Here is a 26,210-nt window from a genome sequence, read left to right on the forward strand (position 1 = left end):
ATGTGAGGATATAAAGTGGGTAAGGTTACAGGCTTTCTGGAAATCGACCGTCAGGTGGGCAAGTATCAGCCTGCGTCGGATCGTATTCGCCATTTCCGTGAATTCACCATTCCAATGTCGGATGCCGAAGTGCAGAAGCAGGCGGCACGCTGCATGGACTGTGGTATTCCCTACTGTCATGGCCCGACGGGCTGCCCAGTACACAACCAGATCCCAGACTGGAACGATCTGGTCTATAATGGCGGTTGGGAACAGGCGATCCGTAACCTGCACTCCACCAACAACTTCCCGGAATTCACCGGTCGCGTCTGTCCCGCGCCTTGTGAGGAGGCGTGCACACTGAACCTTGAAGATACACCGGTTGCGATCAAGACCGTTGAACAGGCGATTGCCGACAAGGCCTATGAGCTTGGCTTCATCGTGCCAAAGCCTGCGACCGTTCACACCGGCAAGAAAGTTGCGATTATCGGTTCCGGCCCATCCGGTCTGGCCGCTGCCCAGCAGCTCGGCCGCGCTGGCCACGAAGTTCACGTTTACGAGCGTGAATCCAAGGCTGGTGGTCTGCTGCGCTACGGTATTCCTGACTTCAAGATGGAGAAGAACTTCATCGATCGTCGCGTTGAGCAGATCAAGGGTGAGGGCGTGACCTTCCATTACGGCGTCAACATCGGTGTTGATCTGACCGTTGAAAAGCTGATCGCTGGTCATGACGCAGTTCTGTATTGCGGTGGCTCCGAAACCCCACGTCCGGCCGGTATTGGCGGTACGGATTTCCATGGCGTTCATGATGCTATGCCTTATCTGGTGCAGCAGAACCGTCGTGTCGGCCGTGAAAACATCGATAGCGTTGGCTGGCCTTCCGACCCGATCCTGGCTGGGGGCAAGCATGTCGTTGTTGTTGGTGGTGGCGATACGGCGTCTGACTGCGTTGGCACTGCATTCCGTCAGGGTGCTGTGAAGGTAACGCAGCTCGACATTCGTCCGATGCCGCCTGAAAAGGAAGACAAGCTCGCTGTTTGGCCATACTGGGCAACAAAGATGCGCACATCGTCTTCGCAGGCTGAAGGTGCGGTGCGTGAGTTCCAGGTTGCGACCCTAGAATTTGTCGGTGACGAAGATGGTGTTCTGACGGGCGTGAAATGCTGCCAGGTTGATGACAAGCGCAAGCCGATTGCGGGCACCGAATTCATCATCAAGGCCGATCTGGCATTCATCGCCATCGGTTTCTCCGGTCCGTTCACCGACAGCGTTCTGAAGGAAATGGACGGCAAGCTGACGCTCAACACTGACCGCCGTGGTTCGACCAACGTTGTTGCAAATGAAACCGACTACAAGACCTCGGTCGACAAGCTGTGGGCGGCCGGCGACGTGCGTCGTGGCCAGTCATTGGTTGTATGGGCGATCCGTGAAGGTCGTCAGGCAGCACATGCGATTGACGAAGCGTTGATGGGATCGACGGTTTTGCCGCGCTAAAAACATTAAAAAAAGGCGGCCATTCGGTCGCCTTTTGTTTGAGGAAATGATCCCCGAATCAACACGGGGATCATGACAAATCCAAGATCAGTGTTTGTTTTTATGATCCTGCTGACCGCCCTTCATCGACTGGTCGCGAGGGCTGTCTTTCATTCCGGTCTTGTTTTCTGTTGCTGCCCCGGATGATGCGCTGCGGGTTTTGTCGCTGCCGCCTTTTCCGGATTTCTGGCCAGCTTTGCTGTGCTGGTCATGCGTGCCACCTTGGTGGGCCATGATGTTTACTCCTCATATCCATCATCTGGGCAAAGCAATGTTGCTCTGCCCCAAGCTTAACCAAAGCGTTTCAGGAACGTTCCTGTTTTAATATTATGTGATGAACTGCAGGCCTGCTTTTTGCGGCCGGATATTATTCCGTAGTGCCGGTATCGGGCGTTGGCATACGATAATCGTCGACGCGGCCCAACGGCGCATCGGCCATTTCACCGCGCTTGATCAGCAGTTCGCGTGGTGTTTCGCGAATGGTGGCCGGTGCCGGCCTGTCTCCCAGCAATGCATTGCCACCGTCCAGTTCCGGGTCGGTCAAGCTGATCGGCTGCGTTCTAACTTGCCCGGCATCAATGCCAAGCGCAGGCAGGGACGTGAGAGCGGGCAGATTGCTTGCGTTCAAATCCTGTTCTGGGGCGGCGGTATCGACGTGGCGACGCAGGAACTTCTCGACATAGAAGGCGAGCTTGCGTTTGCCGGCCTGCGTCATGCCGATGCCGTCCGCCTCACGCAGGCGGGCCTGCTGTCCGTTGACGTCGTAACCGGTGATGATGAACTTGCCACCTTCATCGACAAACCCGTCCCAGACATCCACGAATTCGCCACCGTGTTTTTCGGTGTGGTTGCGATACAGGCGGTTGAAGCCGACAAAATCTGTGGTGAGCGATGGGGACTGGAAGGCGGGCAGGCCGACCCACAAAAGTGGTATCTTCTGCCGCGAGACAATCGTTGCCAGCGCATCGATGCGCCGCTCATACTCCTTGAACCACAGATCGGTGCCGTATTTTTCCCTGAGGTCGCCAATCATCATCAGCTGCCGGTCATTGGAACCGAGCATGATAACGACGGCGGCAGGTTTGACCTCCTGAATGAAATTCGGAAGGTTGGACAGCCAGTCATAATAGTCTGTACGGACAAGGCCGGACGAACCATTTGCTCTGACATCAACGGCAATTGCCGGTGATGAAGCAAAGGTTTTGGTAAGCTCGTCACCCATGCCGCTGGCTAGAAAATCACCGACCACCAGAACGCGGCGGGCATTTTCAAGTTTGGTAACCGGTGCGGCCGGGGCTGTGGTGCGCATCTGTGTGACGGATGGTGTCGTGCGCGGTGTCTGCGGGCGCGAAACGGAGCGTTCGCGGGGAGGGGGACGTCTTACGCGCGGTTCCTCCTCCCGCAATTGGCGGCCGTCACGCATTTCGCGCTGGCGCCCGCCAAACAGCATATCCATGAGAGTACGTGGTCGCTCACGTTCCTGTGCGAACACAGGTGAGGGAAAAAGAGGCAGGACAACAAGCACACACAGAGCACTCGCACCTGCGCGAAGTCGGGCTGGCTTGTTGATCTTTGCCTGCTTATTCATGATGCATCCTCGTATGACATACCATATCACAGGCTTGCCTATAACCGGAAGCCTGCCTCAGGGTTGTCAGTTCCTCAGTGCACGCAGAAGTCGCTGCGAGGGTTCGCCGTCATTGGTCATGCCCAGACGTTGCTGGATGGCGCTGATGGCTGCTTTCGAGCCGGAACCGAAGTTGCCGTCGATTTCCCCATCATAATAGCCGAGTTCCTTCATGCGGCTTTGCAACTCGAATTTCTCACGAATGTCGAGTGTGCCATCGGGGCGTGGCCAACGCTGCTGCATGCCGCCATAACCGGCAATTTCATCTGCCAGAAGACCGACAGCAAGCGCGTAGCTGTTGGAAGCGTTGTACTTCTTGATGGTGAAGAAGTTTTTCATCATCAGGAAGCCAGGACCGGATTTTCCGCCCTGCATGACCAGTTGCGCTCTGTCGGAGCCGCGTGGAAACGTTTTGCCATTCGGTCTGGCGAAGCCAAGCTTTGCCCATTCCGCCAGAGTTTTTGTCTGGCCTTCATAGCGACCGGCACCTGAGGGGACAGCGGCTTCATAACCCCATGTTTTGCCTGGCTCCCAACCATTTTTCGCCAGAAGGTTGGCGGCGGTTGCCAGAGCATCAGGAATGGAGTGCCAGATATCGCGTTTTCCGTTTCCATCCGCATCAACCGCGTAAAGCAGGTAGCTGGTAGGAATGAACTGCGTGTGGCCCATCGCACCTGCCCAGGAACCGGTGAGGTTTTTCGCCGACACGTCGCCGTTCTGGAGAATTTGCAAGGCGGCAATCAGCTGCGTTCTGGCAAATTTTGCGCGCTTCGGATCGGCATAGGCAAGCGTTGCCAGCGTGGTTGGAATGTGATGCAGGCGTTCTGGCTTTTCCAGAACGGCACCATAATTCGATTCCATTGACCAGATGGCGAGCAGGATGTTTTTATCGACGTTGAAGTGACGCTCGATGGCATTCAGCGTCGAGGCGTGCTTGGCCTTCATTTCGCGACCAATGCGAACCGTGTACGGGTTTACGCGTGAATCCAGATAGTCCCAGATCTGCGTGCTGAATTCCGGCTGAAAGTTTGCTTTGCGCAAGGCTTCAGGGTCTGGTTCAGTAACGCCTGAAAAAGCCTTTTGATATGTCGCCTTGGTAATACCACTTTTAGCGGCAGTGGTATAAAAGTCGTTGATCCATTTTCGAAAACCAGCATCAGCGCTGGCAGACGCTGGGGTCAAAGTTATTGCTAAGCCTGCAAAAACCATGCAGCCAAATTTACGGACATCTGAAAGGATCAGCTTTTTCATCGTCAGTCTTTCGTCTCTCGAATTTCATTTCGATGGCGAGATACGCATCGGGCTTCACGATGTGATAACAAATTAATGTCAACAAATTCTTTACCATTAACCGTTCGTAGCGTCACCCTTTGCAAATCTTAAAAAGTTTTGGAATATAGCGCTGCGCGGGGAATATTATCCAATTAGTCTCTCAGGAGGGATGCGTGGTAGAAAATACGAAAATTCGGAAGGCCGTTTTTCCGGTCGCAGGTATGGGAACTCGTTTCTTGCCGGCAACGAAAGCTGTTCCGAAGGAAATGCTTACTGTTGTTGATAAGCCTGTTCTGCAGTACGTGGTCGATGAGGCCATTGAAGCAGGCATAGAACATTTTGTTTTTGTTACAGGTCGCGGCAAAGCGGTCATCGAAGACTATTTTGATATTCAATTCGAACTCGAGCAGCTGCTGCGCGAGCGCAACAAAAAGGTCGAGCTGACTTTGCTCGAAGACCTTTTGCCAAAGGCAGGTACAGCGAGCTTCACACGCCAGCAGGCACCACTTGGCCTTGGCCATGCGGTATGGTGTGCACGCGACATCGTTGGTGATGAGCCATTTGCGGTTCTGTTGCCTGACATGATCATGCATTCCGAAAAGGGCTGCCTCAAGGGCATGGTCGACGTTTACAACCAGACCGGTGGCAACGTTATTGCCGTGCAGGAATGCGACCCTGATCAGGCGCACAAGTACGGTATCGTCGGCGTTGGCGAAAAGGCTGGCGACGGCTTCAAGATCACAGAAATGGTCGAAAAGCCAGCCAAGGGCACTGCACCTTCCAATTTCTACATCAACGGCCGCTACATTCTGCAGCCGGAAGTGTTCAACATTCTGGAAACGCAGGAACGTGGCGCCGGCAATGAAATCCAGCTTACCGATGGCATGCTAACGCTTGCCAAGGACCAGGATTTCTTCGGTTACCATTTCCAGGGTCAGACCTATGACTGCGGTGCAAAGGATGGCTTCATTCTTGCCAACCTGGCATTTGCGCTGGAGCGGAGCGATATTCGCCCGTCCATCGAAGGTCCTCTGAAGGAACTGCTCGCCAAGCTGAAATAAGCGGCGGCACAGTCAGAAAAGCAGAAAATCCCGGTGAAAGCCGGGATTTTTTTATGTCTCGATTTGAAGCAACCGCTGCGGCGCGTTCAACGCTTGAAAGCGATACCTGCGCCAATCCGCCATGTGCCGGTGTCGTAGGCCGGTGTCGTCTGGTAACTGATATCGCTTGTCAGATCGAGATAACGGTTGAGGCTCCATGTCAGCCCGGCAGAGGTGAAATATTCCGTCACGTCCCGCGTATCTCCGGATGGGAAGTTGCGGCGGGTGACCTGTCCGGTGAGGCGCGCCACCAGGTTGTTGCGCAACTGATGGGTCAGGCCTGCCGTCAGGCGATGAGATATCCAGCCACCCTGCGAGCCACCAGCAAAATCTTCGATGGTTGTGCGCAGGCCAAGGCTCACGTCCGTACCGCGCTGCGGCGACCATGAGAGATCGCCATCAACGCTGAATGCATTTATGGAGCCCAATCTCTGGTCGTCGTAGCTTTTACGCAGATAACCGAGTGCCAGTTCGCCACGAAGTTTCTCACCGAGATCAAGCTCCGTACCAAGCTTGGCGCCGTAGGATTTGGAAGAGCGCTCATAACCCGTATCGTCGAATTTGTCGTCATAACGGGTCAGGCCGGATGAGACCTCGAGAAACGGAATGAGAGCAGGTGACAGTTCATAACCTGCCCGCAAGCGAATATCGCCGCCGGTGCGGTCGCGGGCGCTCAGATCAATCGAGCTGCCATCCAGCGCCTTGGCGGCAGAATAGACGTTGCGTTGCAGTTCAATGGCCGCCAGTCCGCGTATACGGCCAAGATCGCGCGCCACGGCAACGCCGCCGGTAAATTCATGGACACCTGACTGAACGGATGCATTGTTCAGGGCGTTCGGGTCATCAGTATCTTCGCGGCTGAAGTTGTAGCCGCCGGTTATGTTGACGGTTGTGTCTTTTGCCAGATCAAGCTGCAGGTCGGCATTGATCGAGGCGCGTGGTTCCTCGCCGCTTTTATCGCTGCCGAAATTGCGCTCCCAGGCTCCGTCGCCCGTTACCGTCAAGGAGTGGCGCGACCAGTCGCTGTTTAGAGTACCGCGAATGCCTGTCGTCATGTAGTTGCGACGATCAGAACTGCTGGATGATTTCTGTTTTTCGGTGTTCAGCGTCTGGCTGATTGTCGGGCGCAGCACCATCGTTCCCAACCGGATACCGGGTGTCAGGTTCGTCGCAGCCGTTGGATCAACGTCACCACCATCTATGGTCGGTTCGTAAGGATTGAGCTGCTGCTCATAGGGTGCACTTGCCTCGTCCGGCTCGTCGGTGATGGCATCGCCCGCATTGACAGGTGGGGCAATGCTTTGTGTGGTCAGCGTTGTTGGGTCGGTCGGGTTTGCCGCTGCCGGATCAACGCCGGTGGCTTCGGCCTCTACTTCCGCCTGGTTTTGTTGCAGGGCTGTGGCGACACGGCTGTCGGTCCGTCTTTTGAGGACGGGCGTGGCTTTTGTGCTTTGGGCAAAGGCGATGGCCGGTTCATACAGACATGTGCATGCCACCAGCAATGCGGCTGCATTGCGCCACGCTTTAAGGCGTCTGGCCGCGCTGTCTGTGGGTTTCGGCATGGCTGTTCCGGCAAATTTCCAAATCTTACCCAAAGGTAAAGTCATGTGGTTAACATCTGGTTTCGCATGCCGGGATTGCGGCGATTATAATGCGGGTGCCAGGTTGGTTTTGACCGCTGGACAGTTTTTTTCGAAAGGAGTAACAGTCCGGCATGATTAAAAGATCTGTGAAACTCATCGATAATCTCGCCATCGACTCGGCCCTGCGCACGATCAATATCGAGCGGAAGGGTCTTGAAGCACTGGAAATGGCGCTGCAGAATGGTCTTGCCCAGCCGTTTAACGCGGCAATCGAGACGATTGGTTCGATCGACGGCCGTGTCATCATCACAGGTGTTGGCAAAAGTGGGCACATTGGCAGCAAGCTGGCGGCGACATTTGCGTCGACCGGAACACCCGCCTTTTTCGTGCATGCCGCCGAGGCAAACCACGGTGATCTTGGTATGATTGCTGGCAATGATGTGGTGCTGGCCATTTCCAAGGGTGGTGAGAGTGCAGAGCTGCGTAGCACCATCGATTACACCCGGCGGTTTTCCATTCCGTTGATTGCACTGACCTGTTCGGAAAATTCTTCGCTCGCCAAGGCGGCCGACATCGTGCTGTTGGTGCCGAATGAGCAGGAGGCCTGCCCGCATGGTCTGGCGCCAACCACGTCGACATTGATGCAGCTCGCCTTGGGTGACGCGCTTGCCGTTGCACTGCTGGAAGCGCGCGGGTTCACGGCCGGCGATTTCCGGGTGTTTCATCCAGGTGGAAAACTGGGTGCGAGCCTCGCGCAGGTCGGTGATATCATGCACACCGGTGAGCGGGTTCCGCTGGTTGCCAAGGGCACATTGATGCCCGAGGCGGTCAAGGTTCTGTCGCACAAACATTTTGGCTGTGTCGGCATTCTTGATGAGGATGGCCGATTGTGCGGTATCGTCACCGAGGGTGACCTTGCCCGTAATCTGTCGCGCGATCTCTCAGGATTGCAGGTTGACGACATCATGACCCGCACGCCGAAGGTGGTTAAGACCACCATGCTGGCAACCAGCGCACTTGCCTTCCTTGAAAAGCATCAGATTGGCGCGCTGATCGTGGTGGATGATGAAAACCGGCCGCTTGGGCTGGTGCATTTCCACGATTTCTTGCGGCTCGGAGTTGCCTAAGCCGCAAGGTTTTTTCTGACTTATTCCACGGACTCGACGGTGAGGTTGCGCCCATGTGCAGCCATGATGCGCACGCGCGTTCCGGCTGGCAGATCCGGGCCGCTGACCGGCCAGACCGTATCGTCCAGTTTTATGCGTCCGCGACCTTCCGCAATCGGTTCCATCAGTGTTGCCGTGCGGCCAATCAGGCTTGCTTCACGCTGATTGAGGAAGGGTTCGTCCGAGGCTGCATTTGGCTTGCCGAAGTAACGGCGACCAATCAGGGCAAAGGCAACAGAGAGTGCTGCAAACAGCACGAATTGCACCTGCCATGACCACAATGTTGCGTCCCAGAGCAGCAGTGACAATGCACCAACAACGATAGCCGCTGCACCGATCCAGATCAGGAATACGCCCGGAGCGGCAAGTTCTGCGGCAAACAGGATGAAGCCGGTGATCCACCAGCTCCATGGACCAAGCTCTGCTATGGCCTGTTTTATCATGATTATCTATCCGACGGCGGTGCGAATGGATTGACCTGAGGTGCTGTGCGCGAAGGCGCTGCAGGGCGTGGCCGGGGTTCCGGCTGGCGTTGTGTGCCGTCGCTGCCGAACACTTCTTTGGCAATTGCTCCGATACCGCCCAGTGAACCGATCAGCGCCGAGGCTTCCATCGGCATCAGCACGATCTTGGCGTTGTTGGCAGTCCCGATATCCGACAGGGCTTCGGTGTATTTCTGCGCAATGAAGTAGTTGATGGCATGGACATCACCCGCAGCAATGGCCTCCGACACCATGCGGGTTGCCTTGGCTTCCGCTTCGGCAAGGCGTTCGCGGGCTTCAGCGTCACGGAACGCTGCTTCACGCTGACCTTCCGCCTGCAGGATGGCCGACTGCTTGGAACCTTCCGCACGCAAGATCTGCGCGGCACGCGAACCTTCAGCTTCCAGAACCTGCGCACGTTTTTCGCGCTCGGCCTTCATCTGGCGGGCCATCGAATCAACCAGATCCTTCGGTGGTGCGATGTCCTTGATTTCAATGCGGGTTACCTTGATGCCCCATGGTCCAACGGCTTCATCCACGACGCGGAGCAACCGGTCATTGATGGCGTCACGGTTGGACAGCAATTCATCAAGATCCATCGAGCCCATTACCGAGCGGATGTTGGTCATGGTCAGGTTCTGGATGGCGTTTTCCAGATTGGAGATCTGGTAAGCGGCCTGCGCAACATTAAGAACCTGATAAAAGGCAACGGCGTCCGCAGAGACGCTGGCGTTGTCGCGGGTAATGACTTCCTGGGTCGGAATGTCGAGCACCTGCTCCATGACGTTCATACGAGCGCCGATGGACTCGATGAAGGGCGTTATGATGTTGAGGCCTGGTTCCAACGTACGTGTGTAACGACCGAAGCGCTCCACCGTATAACGGAAACCCTGTGGTACGGTTTTTATACCCGCAAACAGGACCAGAATGACCAGCGCCACCCCCACCAACACCACAATATCAAACCCTCCGAGAACCATCGGTTCCTCCATATGCATGTTAAACTTTCCGTAGAAAGTCTTATGCGCTTATACCCAGCCTTGCAATTCCCGACGCACAACTGTTTCCAGAACGCGCATGCCATCCTCGCTGTCATTGAGACATGGGATATGTGTGAAATGTTCGCCGCCATTATGCAGGAATATCTCTCCCGCTTCACCGGCAATTTCTTCCAGTGTTTCCAGACAATCGGAAACGAAACCCGGGTTCATGACCGCGATGCGCTTGACGCCTTCCTGCGCCAGTCTTTCAACCGTTTTGTCGGTGTAGGGCTGCAACCATTCCTCAGGTCCGAAACGCGACTGGAATGTCAGCAGGAAGCGGTTTTTGTCCATACCCAGTTTTTCACGCAGTAAACGTGCCGTTTTTGCGCAATGACAATGGTAGGGGTCGCCTTTTTTGAAGTAGGACTGCGGAATGCCGTGGAACGAGGCAATTATCTTTTCTGGCTCCCAATCCAGCTTGGCAAGATGTGACTTCACCGAGTTGGCAAGCGCTTCAATGTAGGCGTCGTCATCATGATAGGGAGGAACGGTGCGAACGGCAGGCTGCCAGCGCAGTTTCATCAGATGTTCGAATGCCTTGTCGTTAACCGTTGCCGTCGTGGAAGCGGCATATTGCGGGTAAAGCGGGAAAATCAGCAGCTTTTCGCAACCCTTGGCCTTTAGCGCGTCAATGCGCTCGGCAATGGATGGCTGGCCATAACGCATGCCCCAGTCGACAACCACATTTGGCAGGTCGGTGAGGATCTTGCCAAGCAGATCGGACTGGTTGCGGGTATAGGTGCGCAGATAGCTTTCGTTCAGGTCCTTGTTCCAGATTTCTTCGTAAGCCTTGCCAACCTTCTGCGGGCGCTTGTTGAGCACGATGCCGTAGAGGATGGGGTACCAGTACAGGCGCGACCATTCGATGACGCGCTTGTCCGAAAGAAACTCTGCGAGATAACGGCGCATGGACCAGTAATCGGTTCCATCCGGAGTTCCGAGATTGACGAGAAGTACGCCGACCTTGCCGAAGGAAACAGGAGGGTGATCTGCCGGAATGACTGAAGTGCTGGCTACCATACATAAATTCCTGAACATCAATAGGTTGTGTGCAATACGTTCGTATTGCTGCAACGGTTCACTCTTCTAACGGAAAATGGTTCACCGTGAACATCTTCCGGAATTGCTTTTCGCCTCCCATAAAAGGGCAGGTGGCGGTTATTGATATGACATATGTCAAATAATACCGGTTTTTCATATATTTATAGAGCTGTAAAAAACAAAAGCCGGCCCATGAAGGGCCGGCTGTGTCATATGCGGCAAATTGTCTTCTCTGCTTAGTTCTTGGCTGGCAGTTCCAGCTCGGCGCCAACCTCGATGTGGTTTGGACGCTTCAGCGCATTGGCTTCGGCAATCTTTGTCCACAGGGTGCCGTCACCGTATTTTTCAACGGCGATCTTCCAAAGCGAGTCGCCCTTGGTGACGACATACTTGGCAAGGTTTTCAGCGGTTGCTGCCGGTGCAGTTGCCGCTGGTGCTGCAGGGGCCGGAGCCGCAGGTGCTGTCGCAGCTGGAGCAGGGGCAGCCGGTGCGGCAGCAGTTGCAGGGGCAGATTCCTTGGCAGGAGCAACATAGTCAGCAGAGGTTACGTCGGTGATACGGCCGTCTGTTGCAGGCTTGTACGGGTTGTTTGCCGTCAGGTAGGCTGCAACGGAATCTTCAAGGCTTGGCCCGAAATCGTAAGGATTGATCGCCTTGCTTGCGAATACCTTGTAGCCGTCACCGCCCGAACGCATGTAGTTGTTCGAGACGACGCCATAAACCTTGTCGTTATCCAGCGGTACGAAGGCATCGCCTTCCTTGACCTCAATGGAAACTACACGGCTGCCGGGTGCCTTGGACCGGTCGAAGGAGTATTTCAGACCGGCAACCTGTGCGAAGCGGCCTGCACCTTCTTCGATCTGGCCTGCGCCATTTTCAAGTGCTTCCTTGATGTCGGAGCCCTTGAGCTGGAAGGTGGCCACCGAGTTCTGGAATGGCAGAACCGTCAGCACTTCGCCCATGGTGATGGTGCCAGAGTCGATGGAGGCACGCAGACCGCCACCGTTCTGGATGGCAATCGAGATGCCCTGATCCTTCACGCGGTCGAGCAGCGCATCGGACACCAGGTTCCCCATGGTGCATTCCTTGGCGCGGCAAACTTCACGCGAGCCATCGATGCTTTCCGTGGTCGAGCCGATTTCCTTTTTCTTTAGCTCTTCAAGCGGCTGTGCCAGTTCCGAAACGCGGGTCACGTAGCCGGCATCAGGGGTAACCGATGCGTCGAGCAGCTTTGGTGCGCCTTCCCAAGACTTGACGACGCCGTTGTCATCGAAGGTTACCTTGAGGTCACCAAGATACTTGGAATAGGCATAAGCCGTGACGATTGGAACATCGACGCCCGATGGGTTCTTGACCAGTGTCGGATAAGGGCCGGCGGCCTTGTCATCCGTGCTGGACAGAAGTGTGTGGCTGTGGCCGCCGACAATAACGTCGATGCCATCAACTTCCTTGGCGATTTCCTGATCCTTGACGTAACCGACATGCGACAGCAGCACGATCTTGTTGACGCCCTGATCCTGAATTTCCTTTACCGCACCCTTGAGGTAGGAAATTTCGTCGGCAAACAGAATCTTGTCGCCTGGCGAAGAGGTTTCGTCCGTGTCTGTGGCCAGAACTGAAACAACAGCAACTTTCTCGCCGCCCATTTCCTTGATGACGTAACCCTTGAACTTGTCCTTCAGGATGGAGCTGTCACCCGCCATGGTGTTGCCAGAGATGATCGGGAATTTCAGGGCGTCGATAAATTTCAGCAGTTCTTCAGGGCCATCATCGAATTCGTGATTACCGATGGCCATGGCGTCAAAACCGATGCCATTCATGAATTCGGCAACTGGGCCACTTTTATATTGTGTATAAAACAGCGAGCCCTGGAACTGGTCGCCAGCATCGAGAACGAGCGTGTTGGCGTTGCCGAGTTCGCCACGGCGAGCGTCAATGGCGCTTTTTACCCGGGCAATGCCGCCAAAGCATTCATTCTTGGCTGCTTCACTTTCAGAGCAAGTCGAATCGAATTTATTGATCGCTTCGATGCGTGAATGCAGGTCATTGATATGGAGGATGTTGAGTTCGTAATCGGCAAAGGCGGCGCTTGTCGACAGCGTAACAACCGATGCGGCCAGCAAGCCGAGTTTGGTAAGTCTGTGCATTTTTCTCTCCTGTATCAATACGATATAAACGGCCACCGCATTTTGCAGAGGCCGCTAATGTCTCATGAGCTGTTCACCCGAAGCAGATGTTTCCATTTGGCCGCACGAACTGCAAGCTAAATTGTGACACAGCTTTTCCTTGCGAACACACTTCTCATGCGCGCACTCTTTAAACCGTAAATATAACAGGAATGAATCAGCCCTGACGGGACAGAGAAAACTGATTGTTGCTATCCGTGGTGCAGTTCAGCTGAGACTGCGAAACCATGGCGCAATTAACCTTCGACTGGGTGTTACGTAGCAGCGAGGTCATGTTGATTTCGATCAGGGTCGGCGAAATCATGCTGTAGTTGCCCGAGGCCAGCAGCGTATTGCTGTCGGTCGAATGGGTGGAGAATGTTCCGTTCTGGAACGTCGACACAATACCGTTGCGATCCACCCACCGGCCATCAACAGCAGGTCTCTGTGGTGCGGCCGGAGCCATCGAACGCGGGGGCGGTGCGGAAACGCACGATGCCAATGTTATGGAAACCAGGCCCAGAGCAATGCCGGTCTTGATCTTCATGCGTAAACTCCCTGCGATTCGATATTTATGGTGTGAAAACATGCCGTGAAGAATGGTGCGTTGCAAGGATGCATTGGTTTCAATCACGTCAAACAACAATAGATTTCAGATATGCGTTGCACAAAAACTCGCATCTTCGCAGATACGCAGCCGGTAAATGCGCAGCGCGCGAAATCGTTGCGTCGTTTCTTGCGTCCTAAATCAGCTGTGCAGGAATAAGGCCATACACCGAATTGCCGACGAAAATACGTCGTCCCTGCAGGTCTTCCAGCTTGAGCGCCTGACCACGTGCCCTCCGTTCTCTTATCAAATCGGCGCGCAACACGCCGGGTAGAACGCCGCTGTCCAGCGGTGGGGTCAGCAATTGGCCTTCGCTATCTTCGACAAACAGGCTGGTGGAAGAGCCTTCGCATGCCTCACCGCGTTCATTCAGCAGCAAGACCTCGTCTGCTTCTGAAATCGGGAATTCGGCGCGCGCGGTTTCATAAGGCTCACGGCGGGATGACTTGTGACGATAAAACGTGTCGCTGGAGTCCAGCCGTGCTTTGTTGGCAACTTTCAATTTCCAGACGGTACCTTCAGGCAGAACCTGCAGGTCTGAGGTGGTGATGTCCAATTGTCCCTTGTAGTTCATCACAAGGCTGACCCTGAGGGCTGCCTCTCCGGCAACGCTTTTTTCCAACGTCTTCTGGGCGTCGACCGGTTGGCGGAAACCAAGCGCATCGGCTGACCGTGCCAGGCGGCGAAGATGCTGCTCCAGACGCTGAAAGCCGGTTTGCGGCTCCCATCGCAGGGTTTCCATCAAGGTCAGATCGACTGGTTTGCGTTTCATCGCTGTTTCATCCGCTTGCCAAAAAGTGTTCATCCCCGCTGGCGCGGGGACGAATTTTCATACGCATTCAGGACTATGAAGCTTGCCCGAAATTTAAGGATTTTCGTCTTTGTCGAGAACTTCCAGTTCATCGATCAATTCTTCGATCATCGACAGGCCCTTGCTCCAGAACGATGGATCGGTCGCATCAAGACCGAAAGGCTTCAAAAGCTCTGAATGGTGTTTGGTACCGCCAGCCTTGAGCAGCGCGAAATATTTGTCCTGAAATCCCTCATCCGCATTGCGGTAGACCGCATAGAGCGAGTTCACGAGGCAATCGCCGAAGGCATAAGCGTAGACATAGAAAGGCGAATGGATGAAGTGTGGGATATAGGCCCACCAGCTTTCATAGCCTTCCGAAATACGAATAGCCGGGCCAAGGCTTTCTGCCTGCACCGACAGCCACAATTCGCCGATCTGCTCTGAGGTCAGTTCGCCGTCTTTTCTGGCGGTGTGAACCTTACGCTCAAATTCGTAAAAGGCGATCTGGCGCACGACGGTGTTGATCATGTCTTCCACCTTGCGCGCCAACATGGCCTTGCGCTCGCGCTTGTCGGTGGTGTTTTTCAACAGGGTTCGGAAGGTCAGCATTTCGCCAAAGACGGATGCGGTTTCCGCCAGCGTCAGCGGTGTGGAGCACATCAATGCGCCCTGTTCGCCGGCCAGGACCTGATGCACGCCGTGACCAAGCTCGTGGGCAAGCGTCATGACGTCGCGTGGTTTTCCAAGATAGTTGACCAGGACATAAGGGTGGGCAGAGGGAACTGTCGGATGGGCAAACGCACCCGGTGCCTTGCCGGGGCGGGCAGGCGCATCGATCCATTGTTCATCGAAGAAACGGGCGGCGATTGTTGCCATTTCCGGCGCAAAGTCGCCGTAAGCGGTCAAAACCGTGTCCTTTGCTTCATTCCACGAAATCAGCGTGTTGGAGGTGTCGGGCAGGGGCGCATTGCGATCCCAATATTCCATCTGTTCCATGCCAAGCCACTTGGCTTTCATGGCGTAATAACGATGGGACAGACGGGGATAAGCCTGCTGAACAGCGGCTGCCAGTGCGTCAACCACTTCGCGCTCGACGCGGTTGGCCAGGTGACGGCTGTCGGCAATATCGTCAAACTTGCGCCAGCGGTCGGAGATGTCCTTATCCTTGGCCAACGTATTGGTGATCAGCGTGAAGATACGGATGTTCTTGGAGAATGTGCTGCTCAGCGTCTTGGCGGCCTTGGCGCGGGTTTCTGGTTCCGGGTCCTGCAAAAGGTTGAGCGTGGCTTCCAACGGCAGTTCTGCGCCGTCAATGTCGAAGCGCAGTTCGGCCATGGTCTCGTCGAACAGGCGATTAAAGGCTGCAGCGCTGGTCATCGACTTTTCAAGAAACAGCTGCTCCAGCTTGTCATCCAGCTGGTGCGGCTTGTCCTTACGCAAATCCACCAGCCATGGGCGGTAGTGACCGGCAACCGTGTCGTTCTGCATGGCGCTTTCAAGCGTCGCGTCATCAAGCCGGTTCAGCTCCAGCGTAAAGAACAGCAAATGTGCCGAGATGTCGGTGAGCTTGGATTGTGTGTCGCCATACAGCTTGCCATTGGCCGGGTTTGCCGTGTCGGCAAAATAGGTGAGACCCGCGAAAGAGCCAATCTTGCCGAGCAGATCATCCAGCGCTTCATATTCTCGCAGCGCCTGACCAATGCCTTCGTTGCCGGTCTTGGCTGCTGCTTGATCCAGCTTGCCTTTCCACTTGTCTTCAAAGGCCTTGGCATCTGCTGCTGATTTTTCGATGTCCTGCTTCAGTGCGGCAGAATCTGCCGAAGGATAAAGATCAGACAATTTCCAGACAGGAAGTTCTCCAAGGGCTGGATCGAATGCCTGCCCACCTGCAACCGAAGTCGAGAACGTGCGGTGTTTGCCTTGCGTCGGAAATGTCATTTTCTGTCCTCATCAGCTGTGCATCTCACAAAATTTCGCCTCTTGTTTCCCCCGCCAATAGATAAAATGCAAGCAATTCTCAAAACTGGATGTTCAAGCCTTTTATGCAAGTGTGACGTCAAAGGGTCTGCATGAAGTGGGTCCATAAACCGGAAACCGGGAGCCCAAGATGATCGCGCAAATTCTCGTTATCGATGACGATCCAGTTCAGCGTCGCCTGCTCAAAAACGCGGTTGAACGTTATGGCCATGCCGCCATGATCGCCGAAAACGGCAGAGCCGGTCTCGAACTGCTCAAGCAGCATAGCGGCGAAATCAGCGTTGTCGTGCTTGATCTCATGATGCCGGAAATGGATGGGCTTTCCTTCCTCAAGGCGATCAGCGAACAGGGTATCGATGTGCCAGTGGTCGTTCAGACCGGGCAGGGAGGCATTGATACCGTCGTTCAGGCTATGCGCGCAGGTGCATTTGATTTTGTGGTGAAGCCGGTTTCACCCGAACGTATTGGCGCGGCCATTGCCAATGCCCTGAAGCTTGATCAGCGTGAAGCAAAAGCCCGAACGGGCCGTCGCAGCCGTCATCACGCGGTTGGCTTTAACGATATCGTATCGGCAAGCCCTGCCATGTTGCGGGTTGTCGAACTGGCGCAGCGCGCAGCGCAGTCCAATATTCCTGTGGTGCTGGAAGGTGAATCCGGCGTCGGCAAGGAAATGGTGGCGCGTGCCATCCAGTCGGCCGGTGATCGCGCTGGCAAACCATTCATTACCGTCAACTGCGGTGCTATTCCGCAAAATTTGGTTGAGAGCATTCTGTTCGGTCACGAAAAGGGTGCCTTTACTGGCGCGACCGAAAAACATGTCGGCAAGTTCATGGAAGCCGACGGTGGCACGCTGTTTCTCGACGAGATTGGCGACCTACCGCTTGAAGTGCAGGTCAAGCTGCTGCGCGCCGTGCAGCAGGGAGAAATAGAGACGGTCGGTTCTGCCAAGGTACAGAAGGTCAATGTCCGCCTGATTTCGGCGACCAACAAGAACCTTATTGAAGAGGTGAAAGAAGGTCGTTTCCGCGAAGACCTTTATTACCGCCTCAATGTGTTCCCCATCACCATTCCAGCATTGCGTCGTCGCAAGGAAGATATTCCATATCTGGCGCGGGTGTTTGCAGAGCGTTTTTCTGCCGAACAGAAACTGCCACATGCCATGGGCGTCAATGCCAGTGCGCTTGCATTGCTGACGGCTTACGATTGGCCGGGCAATATTCGTCAGCTTGAAAATGCGATTTTCCGCGCTGTTGTTCTGGCGCAGGGCGATGAATTGACGGAAGACGATTTCCCGCAGATCGCGCTGCAGATGCCGGAATTTGCGTCGTCCGACGAGTTGCATGACCTTAGCCATCGTATCAGTGACCGCATGTTGCTGAGCACGCCAGCGCCGGAACCACGCCCGATGTCGCGCACCCCTGATATCCTTTCGGTGATGGAGGCTTTTTCCGCCGAAGACAGCCAATCCTCCCCTGTTTTTTCAGGCGGCAACCTCATTTCCAGCGTTGATGACAATGGAAATGTGCGCAAATTGGCCGACATTGAGGAAGAATTGATCCGCTTTGCCTTAAGATTTTATCGTGGTCAGATGAGTCAAGTTGCCAGAAAACTGGGGATTGGACGTTCCACGCTTTATCGCAAACTGAAGGATTATGGCATCGATCCGGACGATCCACTCAACGAAGCTGCTTAAAAACCAATGACTTCTTGCGTTAACCGTCAGGCAAGGATATTCCCTTACCATCTGTAAACCTCTTATTAGCGTAATATTCACTATAAAGAGGAAGGTTGTATATGTGTGGTAAATTTGCCATCGTGTCACCGTAATTTACGTTCATCTGAGACACTATGGTGGGTTGTCTATCAGACGGGGATCGAATTGCCAGATTTGAAGCGGAATATAGCGCGCTCGGGCAAAAGCGTGTGTGACAGGCTCAAGCATGTGGGAGAGAAGCTTTCCGGGCGTGGTATCGCCCTGGTTATGGCTGCTCTGATGTCATTGCCTGCATTGTCCTTGTCTGCTGCTCCGGCGGCAGCCGAGACCCGTAGCCTCAAGCTGTATTACATCCATACGAAAGAGAAGGCGGTTATCACCTTCAAGCGTAATGGAAAGTATGATCAGAAGGGTCTTCAGGAGCTTAATCGCTTCCTCCGCGACTGGCGTCGTAACCAGCCAACCAAGATGGATCCGAGACTTTTTGACCTTGTTTGGGAAGTCTATCAGCGCAGTGGCGCGACTGAATATATCAATGTTGTGTCTGCGTTCCGCTCGCCAGAGACCAATGGCATGTTGCGGTCGCGCACCAAGGGTGTTGCAAAGAACAGCCAGCACACGCTTGGCAAGGCCATGGACTTTTATATTCCTGGCGTAAAACTTTCCCGTCTTCGTGAAGTCGCCATGCAGATGCAGATCGGCGGCGTGGGCTTCTATCCAACCTCCGGTTCTCCTTTCGTGCATCTTGATGTCGGCAGCGTTCGCGCTTGGCCACGCATGAGCCGTCAGGACCTCGTGCGCATTTTCCCGAAGGGCAATACTATTCACCTGCCTGCCGATGGTAAGCCATTGCCGGGTTATGATCAGGCATTGGCCGACTACAAGCGTCGTGTCAGCTCGTCGTCCGTTCAGGTGGCAAGCACTGCCGGTGCAGGCCCGACATCATCCTCCGGTGGCAAGAAGAGAACCCTGTTGTCTGCGCTGTTTGGCGGAGGTGGCGACGAGGATGAAGATGCAGAAAGCATTGCAGCACCAGCACCTGAAGAGCGTCCTGCTCCTGTGGAGCGGGCGCAGCAGCCTGTTGCTGTAGCAAGCGCAGAACCGCCTCCGGGCGTTAATATCGATGCTCCGCTTCCGCTTTCGCGTCCTTCGCTGAACACCCAGCAGGCCAATACCGGTCTGGCAACGGCGCTGTATTCTCCGACGCGTAATGCGGCGCAAGAAGCTTTGCAGGCCGCACTTCCAGCAACGCCAACACCTGCGAACCCACAGTTTGCAGATCTGGGCGACTACAAAATCCCGGTTCCGACCCTGCTCGGACCGCGCGGTATGCGTGGCGATGCTGAAAATGGTGTGATGACAGCTGCTGTTGATCCGCAGGCGTCTGGTGAACCCAATATCATGGCGCCAATTCCATCTCACCGTCCTGCAAGTGTCGAATCGCTGATTGCCGTGGCTGATGCAGATACTGAAGCACAGGCAGACGAGGCCGAGCAGAAAGAAGCTGTTCTTTCGCCTATCGTGGTTGCTGCGCTTGAGCGTAGTGGTCAGAGTGCACGCGATAGCATACAGTCTGCCTCCGCACCGGTTCCGGCCACGCCTGCTGCGAAAGATAATGTTGCTGACTTGATCCACAACCAGAAGCCAGCTCAGCAAAAGCAGCAGGTTGCTTCGATTGCTCCAGCTGCTGCCGTGCAGGCGACCAAGCCAACTGCTGCGCAGTTTGGTGATGCTTTCGATGTGAAGGGCACGGCCGATAATGGTCTGCGCGCTGGATTGCCTGCCAAGGGTGGCCGTCCAAGCAAGCAGGAAGCTGCGATCTCCGAGCAGGCGATGACCGGTGGTGGTCGCTTGACCCAGGACCTGATTTCCGGCTGGGCGCTCAACAAGACCAAGGGTGAGGCTCCGCGTAACGTGAAGGCTCCACGTGTTGTCAGCAACCGTATTCTGAACAACGAGATGACAGCTTCGAACGCCTCTTCCGGTTTCAAGCAGGGTGCCGCAGCAATCGACTCCAGCCGCTTCAGCACACCAACCAGAATGCCGTAACGCATAAAGCCATTCATTAAAAAAGCCCGCTGATCGTGTCAGCGGGCTTTTTTGTTGTCTGGTTGATTGGGCTTTTTAAAACAGGCGGCATACTCGATAGATTAGGAGTATGCCGCAACTGGTGTGTTAAACGCCGCTCTGGCCGTCGGAGCCGATGTAGGCGATACGGACCATGTTGGTTGCGCCAGGCGTGCCAAGCGGTACACCTGCGGAGATGATAATACGGTCGCCTGGATTACCGAAGCCTTCCGACACAACGATCCGGCAGGCGCGGTTGACCATGTCATCCAGATTGTCTGCGTCGCCAGTGACCACGCAGTGCAGACCCCAGACAACAGAGAGGCGGCGAGCCGTCTGAATGACCGGAGACAGGGCGATGATCGGAACCTGTGGACGTTCACGGGCCGCACGCAGACCGGTGGTGCCCGAGGACGTGTAGGTAACGATAGCCGACAGTTTCAGTGTTTCAGCGATCTGGCGGGCAGCAAGCGAAATCGCGTCGGCACCGGTTGCTTCCGGCTGGGCGCGCTGCGCATAGATGATGCCGGAATAATGCGGATCGAGTTCAACCGTGCTGGCAATCGATGCCATGGTTGAAACCGCTTCGACAGGATAGTCGCCCGAGGCTGATTCTGCCGAAAGCATGATGGCGTCGGCGCCTTCGAACACGGCTGTTGCCACGTCGGAGACTTCCGCACGAGTCGGAACCGGCGCGGTGATCATCGATTCCAGCATCTGTGTTGCCACAACAACCGGCTTGCCGGCGCGGCGACATGCGCGAATGAGCTGCTTTTGCAGGCCAGGCACAGTTTCTAGCGGCATTTCAACGCCAAGGTCACCACGGGCAACCATCAGAGCGTCAGACAGCTCGATGATTTCTTCGATTCGCTCAATAGCCTGTGGCTTTTCGATCTTCGACATCAGGCCAACGCGACCACGGGCAATCTTGCGAACTTCTGCAAGGTCTTCCGGGCGCTGCACGAAGGACAGGGCAACCCAGTCAATTTCATTGGTTGCCAGAACCGCATCAAGGTCCACACGGTCCTTGTCTGTCAACACGCCAACGCCGAGCAGTGTGTCGGGAAGGCTGATACCCTTGCGGTCAGAAATCTTGGTGCCAGCGACAACCGTGGCAACGATGCTCTTGCCGTCGCACTTTTCAGCGCGCAGGTGCAACTTGCCATCATCGATCAGCAGGCGGTCGCCCGGCTTCACGGCTTCCAGGATTTCAGGATGCGGCAGGAAAACGCGGTTCTTGTCGCCCGGCTCCTCGTTGCTATCCAGTGTGAAGGTCTGTCCCGGTACGAGATCAACCTTGGTATCGGCAAATTTGCCAACGCGTAGTTTTGGTCCCTGCAAATCGGCGAGAATGCCAATCGGGCGGCCATTACGGCTTTCAACCGAGCGAATGCGCGCCACGAGCGTACGCATGAGTTCATGGCTTGCATGGCTCATGTTAATGCGGAAGAGGTCTGCGCCAGCAAGGTGCAGCTTTTCGATCATGGCTTCTTCGCCGGAAGCCGGACCAAGTGTTGCAAGAATTTTGACTTTGCGGTTACGCCTCATCAGTGCTGACTTTCCTGTGTGCCGGGCGTATCCGAAAGCTGGACCATCCAGCTTCCTTGGCGCCCCGTATCATATTCCTTGAAACCCATGCGCTGGAAACTGCGAGCGTAGCAATCGTCGATGCCTGCAATCTTGAACTCGTTTTCAGCCACGCACATGTTGACATCGCCAGTCCAGCGACCACCGCGTGCAGCATCTTCCGCATAAAGATAATAATATCGTGATTGCAACTCGCCCTCGATCAACGTGGCGCATGTAGAGGCCGGAACCTGCCACCATCCTTCGCTGACCCAACCCGCTTCGGCACGATATCCGATAGCCACGCCAACGAGGTTCTGTGTGCTGTTGCAAACACGGAAATCTGCTTTTGCAGGCGCTGCGAACAGGAACGGAGCGACCAGAAGGGCGCCAATGGCAGGTGTTGCGGCGCTGAGCCGGGCAGGTACTCGAAGGAGAGAGGAGATGGTTTTGCGCATGGCTTCCCTCCGGTTTCCATAGTTATTCATGATACACTTTCTTGGCGCGACGGGCGGCGAATGTCAACGCAAGTCTAATCGATTATATTCGGTGTGTGTCTGCATTCTGATGGCTGTTGAGAGCTGGCACTCCCGTTTGGCTTGCGCTGTTGGGCCAGCCATGTCATCAAACGCGCTCCCACGAATGCTTTCAAGAAATTGACGATGCAAGACTTCCCCGCATTTGAAATCCTAGATGGTGATTATGACAAAGGCATGGTTCTGATAGCGGACCATGCCATGAACACAGTTCCTCTACAGTATAATCAGCTTGGCTTACCAGAGAGTGCATTTTCACGACATATTGCTTTTGACATTGGTATTGAGGGCTTGACCCGCTCCCTGTCAAAGAAGCTGGGTGTGCCTGCGGTCATGAGCCGCTTTTCCCGGCTGCTGATTGATCCCAATCGCGGTGAGGACGATCCGACGCTGATCATGAAAATTTCCGATGGCGCCATCATTCCCGGCAACCATCCGATTTCGGATGAAGAATGGAACCGGCGTATCGAGACCTACCACCGTCCGTACCATAATGCTGTCGACAAGGTTCTCGGTCAGGCAAAACAGGCGACTGGCAAGGCGCCGCTGGTGTTTTCGCTGCATTCCTATACGCCGTTCTGGAAACAGACGCCGCGCCCATGGCATGCTGCGGTGTTGTGGGACACGGATTATCGCGCGGTTCACCCGCTTCTGGACGCGCTGCGTTTGCCCGGCGATATTCTGGTTGGCGACAACGAACCCTATGATGGTGCGCTTAAAGGCGACTGCATGTATCAGCACTGCATGAGCAAGGGTCTTGCACATGCGCTGTTGGAGGTGCGGCAGGATCTGATCGCCGATGAGGCAGGAATTACCTCATGGTCTGACAGGCTTGCTCCTATTTTTGCCGCAATGAACAGCGATCCGGCGTTGCACGAATACCAGCTATTCCAATCTCGGACCGGACCTTATGCCTGAAAAGGGGAGTGACGTTTTGACGACACCGGACGACAGACAGCAGATTGAATTTGAAGCGGCTGCTTTCCGCAGGCTCGTTCAGCACCTGCGTGAAAGAAGCGATGTGCAAAACATCGATATGATGAACCTGGCCGGGTTCTGCCGTAACTGCCTTTCAAACTGGTATCGCGATGCGGCAACAGATGCCGGTGTCGAGATCAGCAAGGACGAGGCCAGGGAAATCGTCTACGGCATGCCTTATGAGGACTGGAAGAACCAGCACCAGCATGAGGCGTCAGATGCGCAAAAATCAGCATTTGAAATAAATAAGCCAAAGGAATGAAGGTTCGCGCTGTCGAACAGGCTTGACGCGGGCGTTTCCAGTCGGCAGTTCACAGCGGGAAAAAATTGGTGCCATGTTCTGGACGTCGTTCCGTTGACATGTGCCGGATGAAACATGCCCGATCGGGCTCAAGAACAGACAAGATGAAGGAATTCACGATGGATGAGACCAGCACAACAGAAACCGTAGCCGCTGCCGAGCTGCGCCAGTTCATCGAGCGGATCGAGCGCCTTGAAGAAGAAAAAGCGGCTATCCAGGGCGACATCAAGGACGTGATGGGCGAAGCCAAGGGCCGTGGTTACGACACCAAGGCCATCCGCACCATTATCCGCCTTCGCAAGAAGGACGCCAATGAGCGTCTGGAAGAAGAATCCATTCTGCAGACCTACATGGCTGCCCTTGGCATGGAATAAGTGTCCTTCAACGGGCAATAAAAAACTGGCCGTCTCCTGCGAGACGGCCAGTTCTTCTTACACTTCAGCTTCCTGTCGCTCATTGGCGCCGCGGAAGCATATTTTTAATGACGTGTATCTTTTTTGAGTTTTTGCAATTCATCCTTCAGGCGAAGTTTGCGTCGCTTTAGTTCCGAAATCTCATGGTCATTCGATGACGGGGAAGCAAGAATACTTTCGAGCTCGTCCTCAAGAGCTCCGTGTTTCTTTTCGAGCGATGCGATATGAGCCTGTATGGTCATGCTGCACGTCCTTCCTTCTTTTGTGACCTACTTCCAGCACTCCACTGCTGGAGTTTCAGGTTTACGAAACTAATGTGACACGGATTGTTAGGATTGTCGAAGGCGAAATCAGGGCAACATCTGGGCAATTTGGTCGCAATGGATAACTTCCCGTTACCGGCATTTGGTGGTAGAGGCAGGTCAGCGAATGTCAGAACACCGGCAAAGCCGGGATCATAGAGTGGGGATGCAGAAATGCCCGATCAGTCACAGGCAGATATCAGATTGGCATTGGCGCGATTGCGGCAGGAACATGAAGATTACGACGTCGCCATCAATGCGATGATCCAGACCAATTGCGATGCCTTGCGTGTTCAGCGGATGAAGAAGAAAAAACTGGTGGTTAAGGATCAGATGAGCCAGATCGAAGACCAGATCATTCCCGACATTATTGCCTGACAGGGAGCCGGTAAGCATGACGACAGAAACGCCGCCAGTCGCAATCATCATGGGCAGCCAGTCGGATTGGGAGACCATGAAGAACGCTGCCGACACACTGGATGCCCTGGATATTGAATATGAGGCGCGTATTATCTCTGCGCATCGCACGCCTGAACGGCTGTTCAATTTTGCAACAGGCGCACGTGATGAAGGCTTCAAGATAATTATTGCAGGTGCCGGTGGTGCTGCACATTTGCCGGGCATGGCCGCTGCAATGACCTCTTTGCCGGTTTTTGGCGTTCCGGTGCAGTCCAAAACCATGTCCGGACAGGACAGTCTTTATTCGATCGTTCAGATGCCCGCCGGCATTCCTGTCGGCACACTGGCCATCGGCAAGGCCGGCGCAGTCAACGCCGCGCTGCTGGCCGCTGCGGTTCTGGCGCTGTCTGACGAAGATCTTGCAGACCGGCTGGATGCATGGCGTGCCCGCCAGACAGCCTCGGTTGCTGAGTACCCGATGGATAATCCTCAATGAATATTTTGACCATCGGCATTATTGGCGGTGGCCAGCTTGGCCGTATGCTGGCCATGGCTGCTGCCCGTCTAAACTTCAAAACCATTATCCTTGAACCACAGGCCGATTGTCCGGCGGCGCAGGTTTGCAACCGCCAGATCGTAGCGGCGTATGATAACGCCGTAGCGCTGGCGGAACTCGCTTCTCTTTGCGATATCGTCACCTATGAATTCGAAAACGTGCCGGTCGGTGCTGCTGAAGAGCTGGCGCGGACGGTTGCGGTTTACCCGCCGCCGAAGGCACTCAGCGTTTCGCAGGATCGTCTGGTCGAAAAAACATTCATCAATGGCTGTGGAATCAGAACCGCTGATTTTCACGCTGTTGATAGCCAGTCTGATCTGGAGAAGGCGCTTTCCGAATTTTCCGGCAAGGGCGTGTTGAAGACCCGCCGGTTTGGTTACGATGGCAAGGGACAGAAGCTTTTCCGTGGCGAAAGTGCTGACGGCGCGTTTGACGCGTTGGGTGGTGGTGCTCTGATTCTCGAAAGCCTTGTAAATTTCGAGCGTGAGATTTCCGTCATTGCGGCTCGTTTCCAGGATGGTTCGGTGGTTTGTTACGACCCTGCCGAAAATGTCCATCTGAACGGCATCTTGCACACCTCGACCGTACCGGCCTCCATTTCCGAATCGACCGCCAGTCAAGCGGTTGATGCTGCGGGCAAAATTCTTGACGCTCTGGACTATGTCGGAATTATCGGCATCGAGTTCTTTGTGTTGCCCGACGGCTCGCTCGTAGCCAATGAGATTGCGCCACGTGTCCACAATACCGGCCACTGGACGGAAGCTGCCTGTGCAGTTTCGCAATTTGAGCAGCATATTCGCGCCATAAGCGCGCTGCCTGCTGCTGATTCCCGACGTCATTCCGACTGCGTTATGACCAATCTGATTGGTGATGATGTGGATTCCGTGCCGCAATGGCTCGGCAAAAGTGATTGCGTCCTGCACCTTTATGGCAAGTCGGAAGCCCGTGCAGGCCGCAAGATGGGGCATGTTACGGAACTGAAAGGTGCTGTAAAACAACGCTCCTGAACT

General features: G+C 54.9%; 24 protein-coding genes and 2 pseudogenes. 12 read left to right on the forward strand and 14 right to left on the reverse strand.

What is annotated here, in order from left to right:
• The first annotated feature begins 15 nt into the window (after positions 1-15).
• Complete coding sequence (locus M2418_RS00990) at positions 16-1,473, forward strand: glutamate synthase subunit beta (protein ID WP_259142914.1); 1,458 nt, start codon at positions 16-18, stop codon at positions 1,471-1,473.
• 87 nt (positions 1,474-1,560) lie between these two features.
• Here the strand turns inward: M2418_RS00990 and M2418_RS00995 are convergent, their stop codons facing one another.
• The 3 genes from M2418_RS00995 to M2418_RS01005 form a co-directional block, all read right to left on the reverse strand.
• On the reverse strand, positions 1,561-1,746 hold the full coding sequence (locus M2418_RS00995) for a hypothetical protein (RefSeq protein WP_250982220.1): 186 nt from the start codon (positions 1,744-1,746) through the stop codon (positions 1,561-1,563).
• Positions 1,747-1,879: 133 nt separating this feature from the next.
• Positions 1,880-3,100: an SGNH family hydrolase gene (locus tag M2418_RS01000; protein ID WP_250982219.1), complete on the reverse strand. Its 1,221-nt coding sequence runs from the start codon at positions 3,098-3,100 to the stop codon at positions 1,880-1,882.
• 66 nt (positions 3,101-3,166) lie between these two features.
• Positions 3,167-4,390, reverse strand: a complete 1,224-nt coding sequence (locus tag M2418_RS01005; RefSeq protein ID WP_259142930.1) for a lytic murein transglycosylase — start codon at positions 4,388-4,390, stop codon at positions 3,167-3,169.
• 194 nt (positions 4,391-4,584) lie between these two features.
• On the opposite strand from M2418_RS01005, the gene galU reads away from it, so the two are divergent.
• Entirely contained in the window at positions 4,585-5,472 is an 888-nt protein-coding gene (galU, locus tag M2418_RS01010; RefSeq protein ID WP_250982217.1) for a UTP--glucose-1-phosphate uridylyltransferase GalU, read from the forward strand.
• Positions 5,473-5,558: 86 nt separating this feature from the next.
• On the opposite strand, the gene M2418_RS01015 is transcribed toward galU, so the two are convergent.
• Entirely contained in the window at positions 5,559-7,073 is a 1,515-nt protein-coding gene (locus M2418_RS01015) for an outer membrane beta-barrel protein (protein ID WP_259142932.1), read from the reverse strand.
• Between the two features lie 152 nt (positions 7,074-7,225).
• Here M2418_RS01015 and M2418_RS01020 point away from each other — a divergent pair, with 152 nt between their 5' ends.
• Entirely contained in the window at positions 7,226-8,221 is a 996-nt protein-coding gene (locus tag M2418_RS01020; RefSeq protein WP_259142934.1) for an SIS domain-containing protein, read from the forward strand.
• A 20-nt stretch (positions 8,222-8,241) separates the two neighbouring features.
• Here the strand turns inward: M2418_RS01020 and M2418_RS01025 are convergent, their stop codons facing one another.
• The 7 genes from M2418_RS01025 to M2418_RS01055 form a co-directional block, all read right to left on the reverse strand.
• A complete protein-coding gene (locus M2418_RS01025; protein ID WP_259142937.1) occupies positions 8,242-8,703 on the reverse strand; it encodes an NfeD family protein in 462 nt (153 codons plus the stop codon).
• Positions 8,704-8,705: 2 nt separating this feature from the next.
• Positions 8,706-9,722, reverse strand: coding sequence for an SPFH domain-containing protein (locus M2418_RS01030; RefSeq protein WP_259144722.1), 1,017 nt, complete (start codon positions 9,720-9,722; stop codon positions 8,706-8,708).
• A gap of 48 nt (positions 9,723-9,770) precedes the next feature.
• Positions 9,771-10,805 carry a ferrochelatase gene (gene hemH / locus M2418_RS01035; protein WP_259142953.1) on the reverse strand — a complete coding sequence of 345 codons (1,035 nt, stop codon included), beginning with the start codon at positions 10,803-10,805 and terminating at the stop codon, positions 9,771-9,773.
• A 257-nt stretch (positions 10,806-11,062) separates the two neighbouring features.
• Positions 11,063-12,973: a 5'-nucleotidase C-terminal domain-containing protein gene (locus M2418_RS01040; RefSeq protein ID WP_259142964.1), complete on the reverse strand. Its 1,911-nt coding sequence runs from the start codon at positions 12,971-12,973 to the stop codon at positions 11,063-11,065.
• A gap of 196 nt (positions 12,974-13,169) precedes the next feature.
• Positions 13,170-13,538, reverse strand: a complete 369-nt coding sequence (omp10, locus tag M2418_RS01045; RefSeq protein ID WP_250982211.1) for an outer membrane lipoprotein Omp10 — start codon at positions 13,536-13,538, stop codon at positions 13,170-13,172.
• A gap of 196 nt (positions 13,539-13,734) precedes the next feature.
• Complete coding sequence (locus tag M2418_RS01050; RefSeq protein ID WP_259142969.1) at positions 13,735-14,370, reverse strand: aminotransferase class IV family protein; 636 nt, start codon at positions 14,368-14,370, stop codon at positions 13,735-13,737.
• Between the two features lie 93 nt (positions 14,371-14,463).
• Positions 14,464-16,329, reverse strand: a complete 1,866-nt coding sequence (locus M2418_RS01055; RefSeq protein ID WP_259142971.1) for a M3 family oligoendopeptidase — start codon at positions 16,327-16,329, stop codon at positions 14,464-14,466.
• Positions 16,330-16,498: 169 nt separating this feature from the next.
• Here M2418_RS01055 and M2418_RS01060 point away from each other — a divergent pair.
• The 3 genes and pseudogenes from M2418_RS01060 to M2418_RS01065 all read left to right on the forward strand — a co-directional run.
• Positions 16,499-17,687, forward strand: a pseudogene (locus tag M2418_RS01060) (sigma-54-dependent transcriptional regulator); the annotation flags it as partial.
• Between the two features lie 170 nt (positions 17,688-17,857).
• Positions 17,858-18,061 (forward strand): annotated as a pseudogene (locus M2418_RS25725) (helix-turn-helix domain-containing protein); the annotation flags it as partial.
• Positions 18,062-18,349: 288 nt separating this feature from the next.
• Positions 18,350-20,131, forward strand: a complete 1,782-nt coding sequence (locus tag M2418_RS01065; protein ID WP_259144724.1) for a DUF882 domain-containing protein — start codon at positions 18,350-18,352, stop codon at positions 20,129-20,131.
• A gap of 126 nt (positions 20,132-20,257) precedes the next feature.
• Here the strand turns inward: M2418_RS01065 and pyk are convergent, their stop codons facing one another.
• A complete protein-coding gene (gene pyk / locus M2418_RS01070) occupies positions 20,258-21,697 on the reverse strand; it encodes a pyruvate kinase (protein WP_192488106.1) in 1,440 nt (479 codons plus the stop codon).
• Positions 21,697-22,173, reverse strand: a complete 477-nt coding sequence (locus tag M2418_RS01075; RefSeq protein ID WP_246787748.1) for a DUF1036 domain-containing protein — start codon at positions 22,171-22,173, stop codon at positions 21,697-21,699. Before M2418_RS01075 ends, pyk begins: the two co-directional genes overlap by 1 nt.
• Before the next feature lie 204 nt (positions 22,174-22,377).
• On the opposite strand from M2418_RS01075, the gene M2418_RS01080 reads away from it, so the two are divergent.
• The 3 genes from M2418_RS01080 (at position 22,378) to M2418_RS01090 (ending at position 23,904) form a co-directional block, all read left to right on the forward strand.
• Positions 22,378-23,169 carry an N-formylglutamate amidohydrolase gene (locus M2418_RS01080; protein ID WP_259142998.1) on the forward strand — a complete coding sequence of 264 codons (792 nt, stop codon included), beginning with the start codon at positions 22,378-22,380 and terminating at the stop codon, positions 23,167-23,169.
• Positions 23,162-23,491, forward strand: a complete 330-nt coding sequence (locus tag M2418_RS01085) for a DUF1244 domain-containing protein (protein ID WP_405049357.1) — start codon at positions 23,162-23,164, stop codon at positions 23,489-23,491. The genes M2418_RS01080 and M2418_RS01085 overlap by 8 nt, the downstream gene beginning before the upstream one ends.
• 158 nt (positions 23,492-23,649) lie before the next feature.
• Positions 23,650-23,904 (forward strand): DUF2312 domain-containing protein, encoded by a 255-nt coding sequence (locus M2418_RS01090; RefSeq protein ID WP_192488109.1) that lies wholly within the window; start codon positions 23,650-23,652, stop codon positions 23,902-23,904.
• 104 nt (positions 23,905-24,008) lie between these two features.
• Here M2418_RS01090 and M2418_RS01095 read toward each other — a convergent pair whose 3' ends face one another.
• Positions 24,009-24,185, reverse strand: a complete 177-nt coding sequence (locus M2418_RS01095; RefSeq protein ID WP_192488110.1) for a YdcH family protein — start codon at positions 24,183-24,185, stop codon at positions 24,009-24,011.
• 234 nt (positions 24,186-24,419) lie between these two features.
• Between M2418_RS01095 and M2418_RS01100 the strand changes: the two genes are divergently transcribed.
• The 3 genes from M2418_RS01100 to M2418_RS01110 are packed head-to-tail and all read left to right on the forward strand — an operon-like array spanning position 24,420 to position 26,207.
• A complete protein-coding gene (locus tag M2418_RS01100) occupies positions 24,420-24,623 on the forward strand; it encodes a YdcH family protein (protein ID WP_192488111.1) in 204 nt (67 codons plus the stop codon).
• Between the two features lie 16 nt (positions 24,624-24,639).
• Positions 24,640-25,140: a 5-(carboxyamino)imidazole ribonucleotide mutase gene (gene purE, locus M2418_RS01105; protein WP_250982207.1), complete on the forward strand. Its 501-nt coding sequence runs from the start codon at positions 24,640-24,642 to the stop codon at positions 25,138-25,140.
• Positions 25,137-26,207: a 5-(carboxyamino)imidazole ribonucleotide synthase gene (locus M2418_RS01110; RefSeq protein WP_259143017.1), complete on the forward strand. Its 1,071-nt coding sequence runs from the start codon at positions 25,137-25,139 to the stop codon at positions 26,205-26,207. The genes purE and M2418_RS01110 overlap by 4 nt, the downstream gene beginning before the upstream one ends.
• The last annotated feature ends 3 nt before the right edge of the window (positions 26,208-26,210 follow it).

The organism is Rhizobium sp. BIGb0125 (assembly GCF_024810055.1).
Classification (GTDB): Bacteria; Pseudomonadota; Alphaproteobacteria; order Rhizobiales; family Rhizobiaceae; genus Agrobacterium.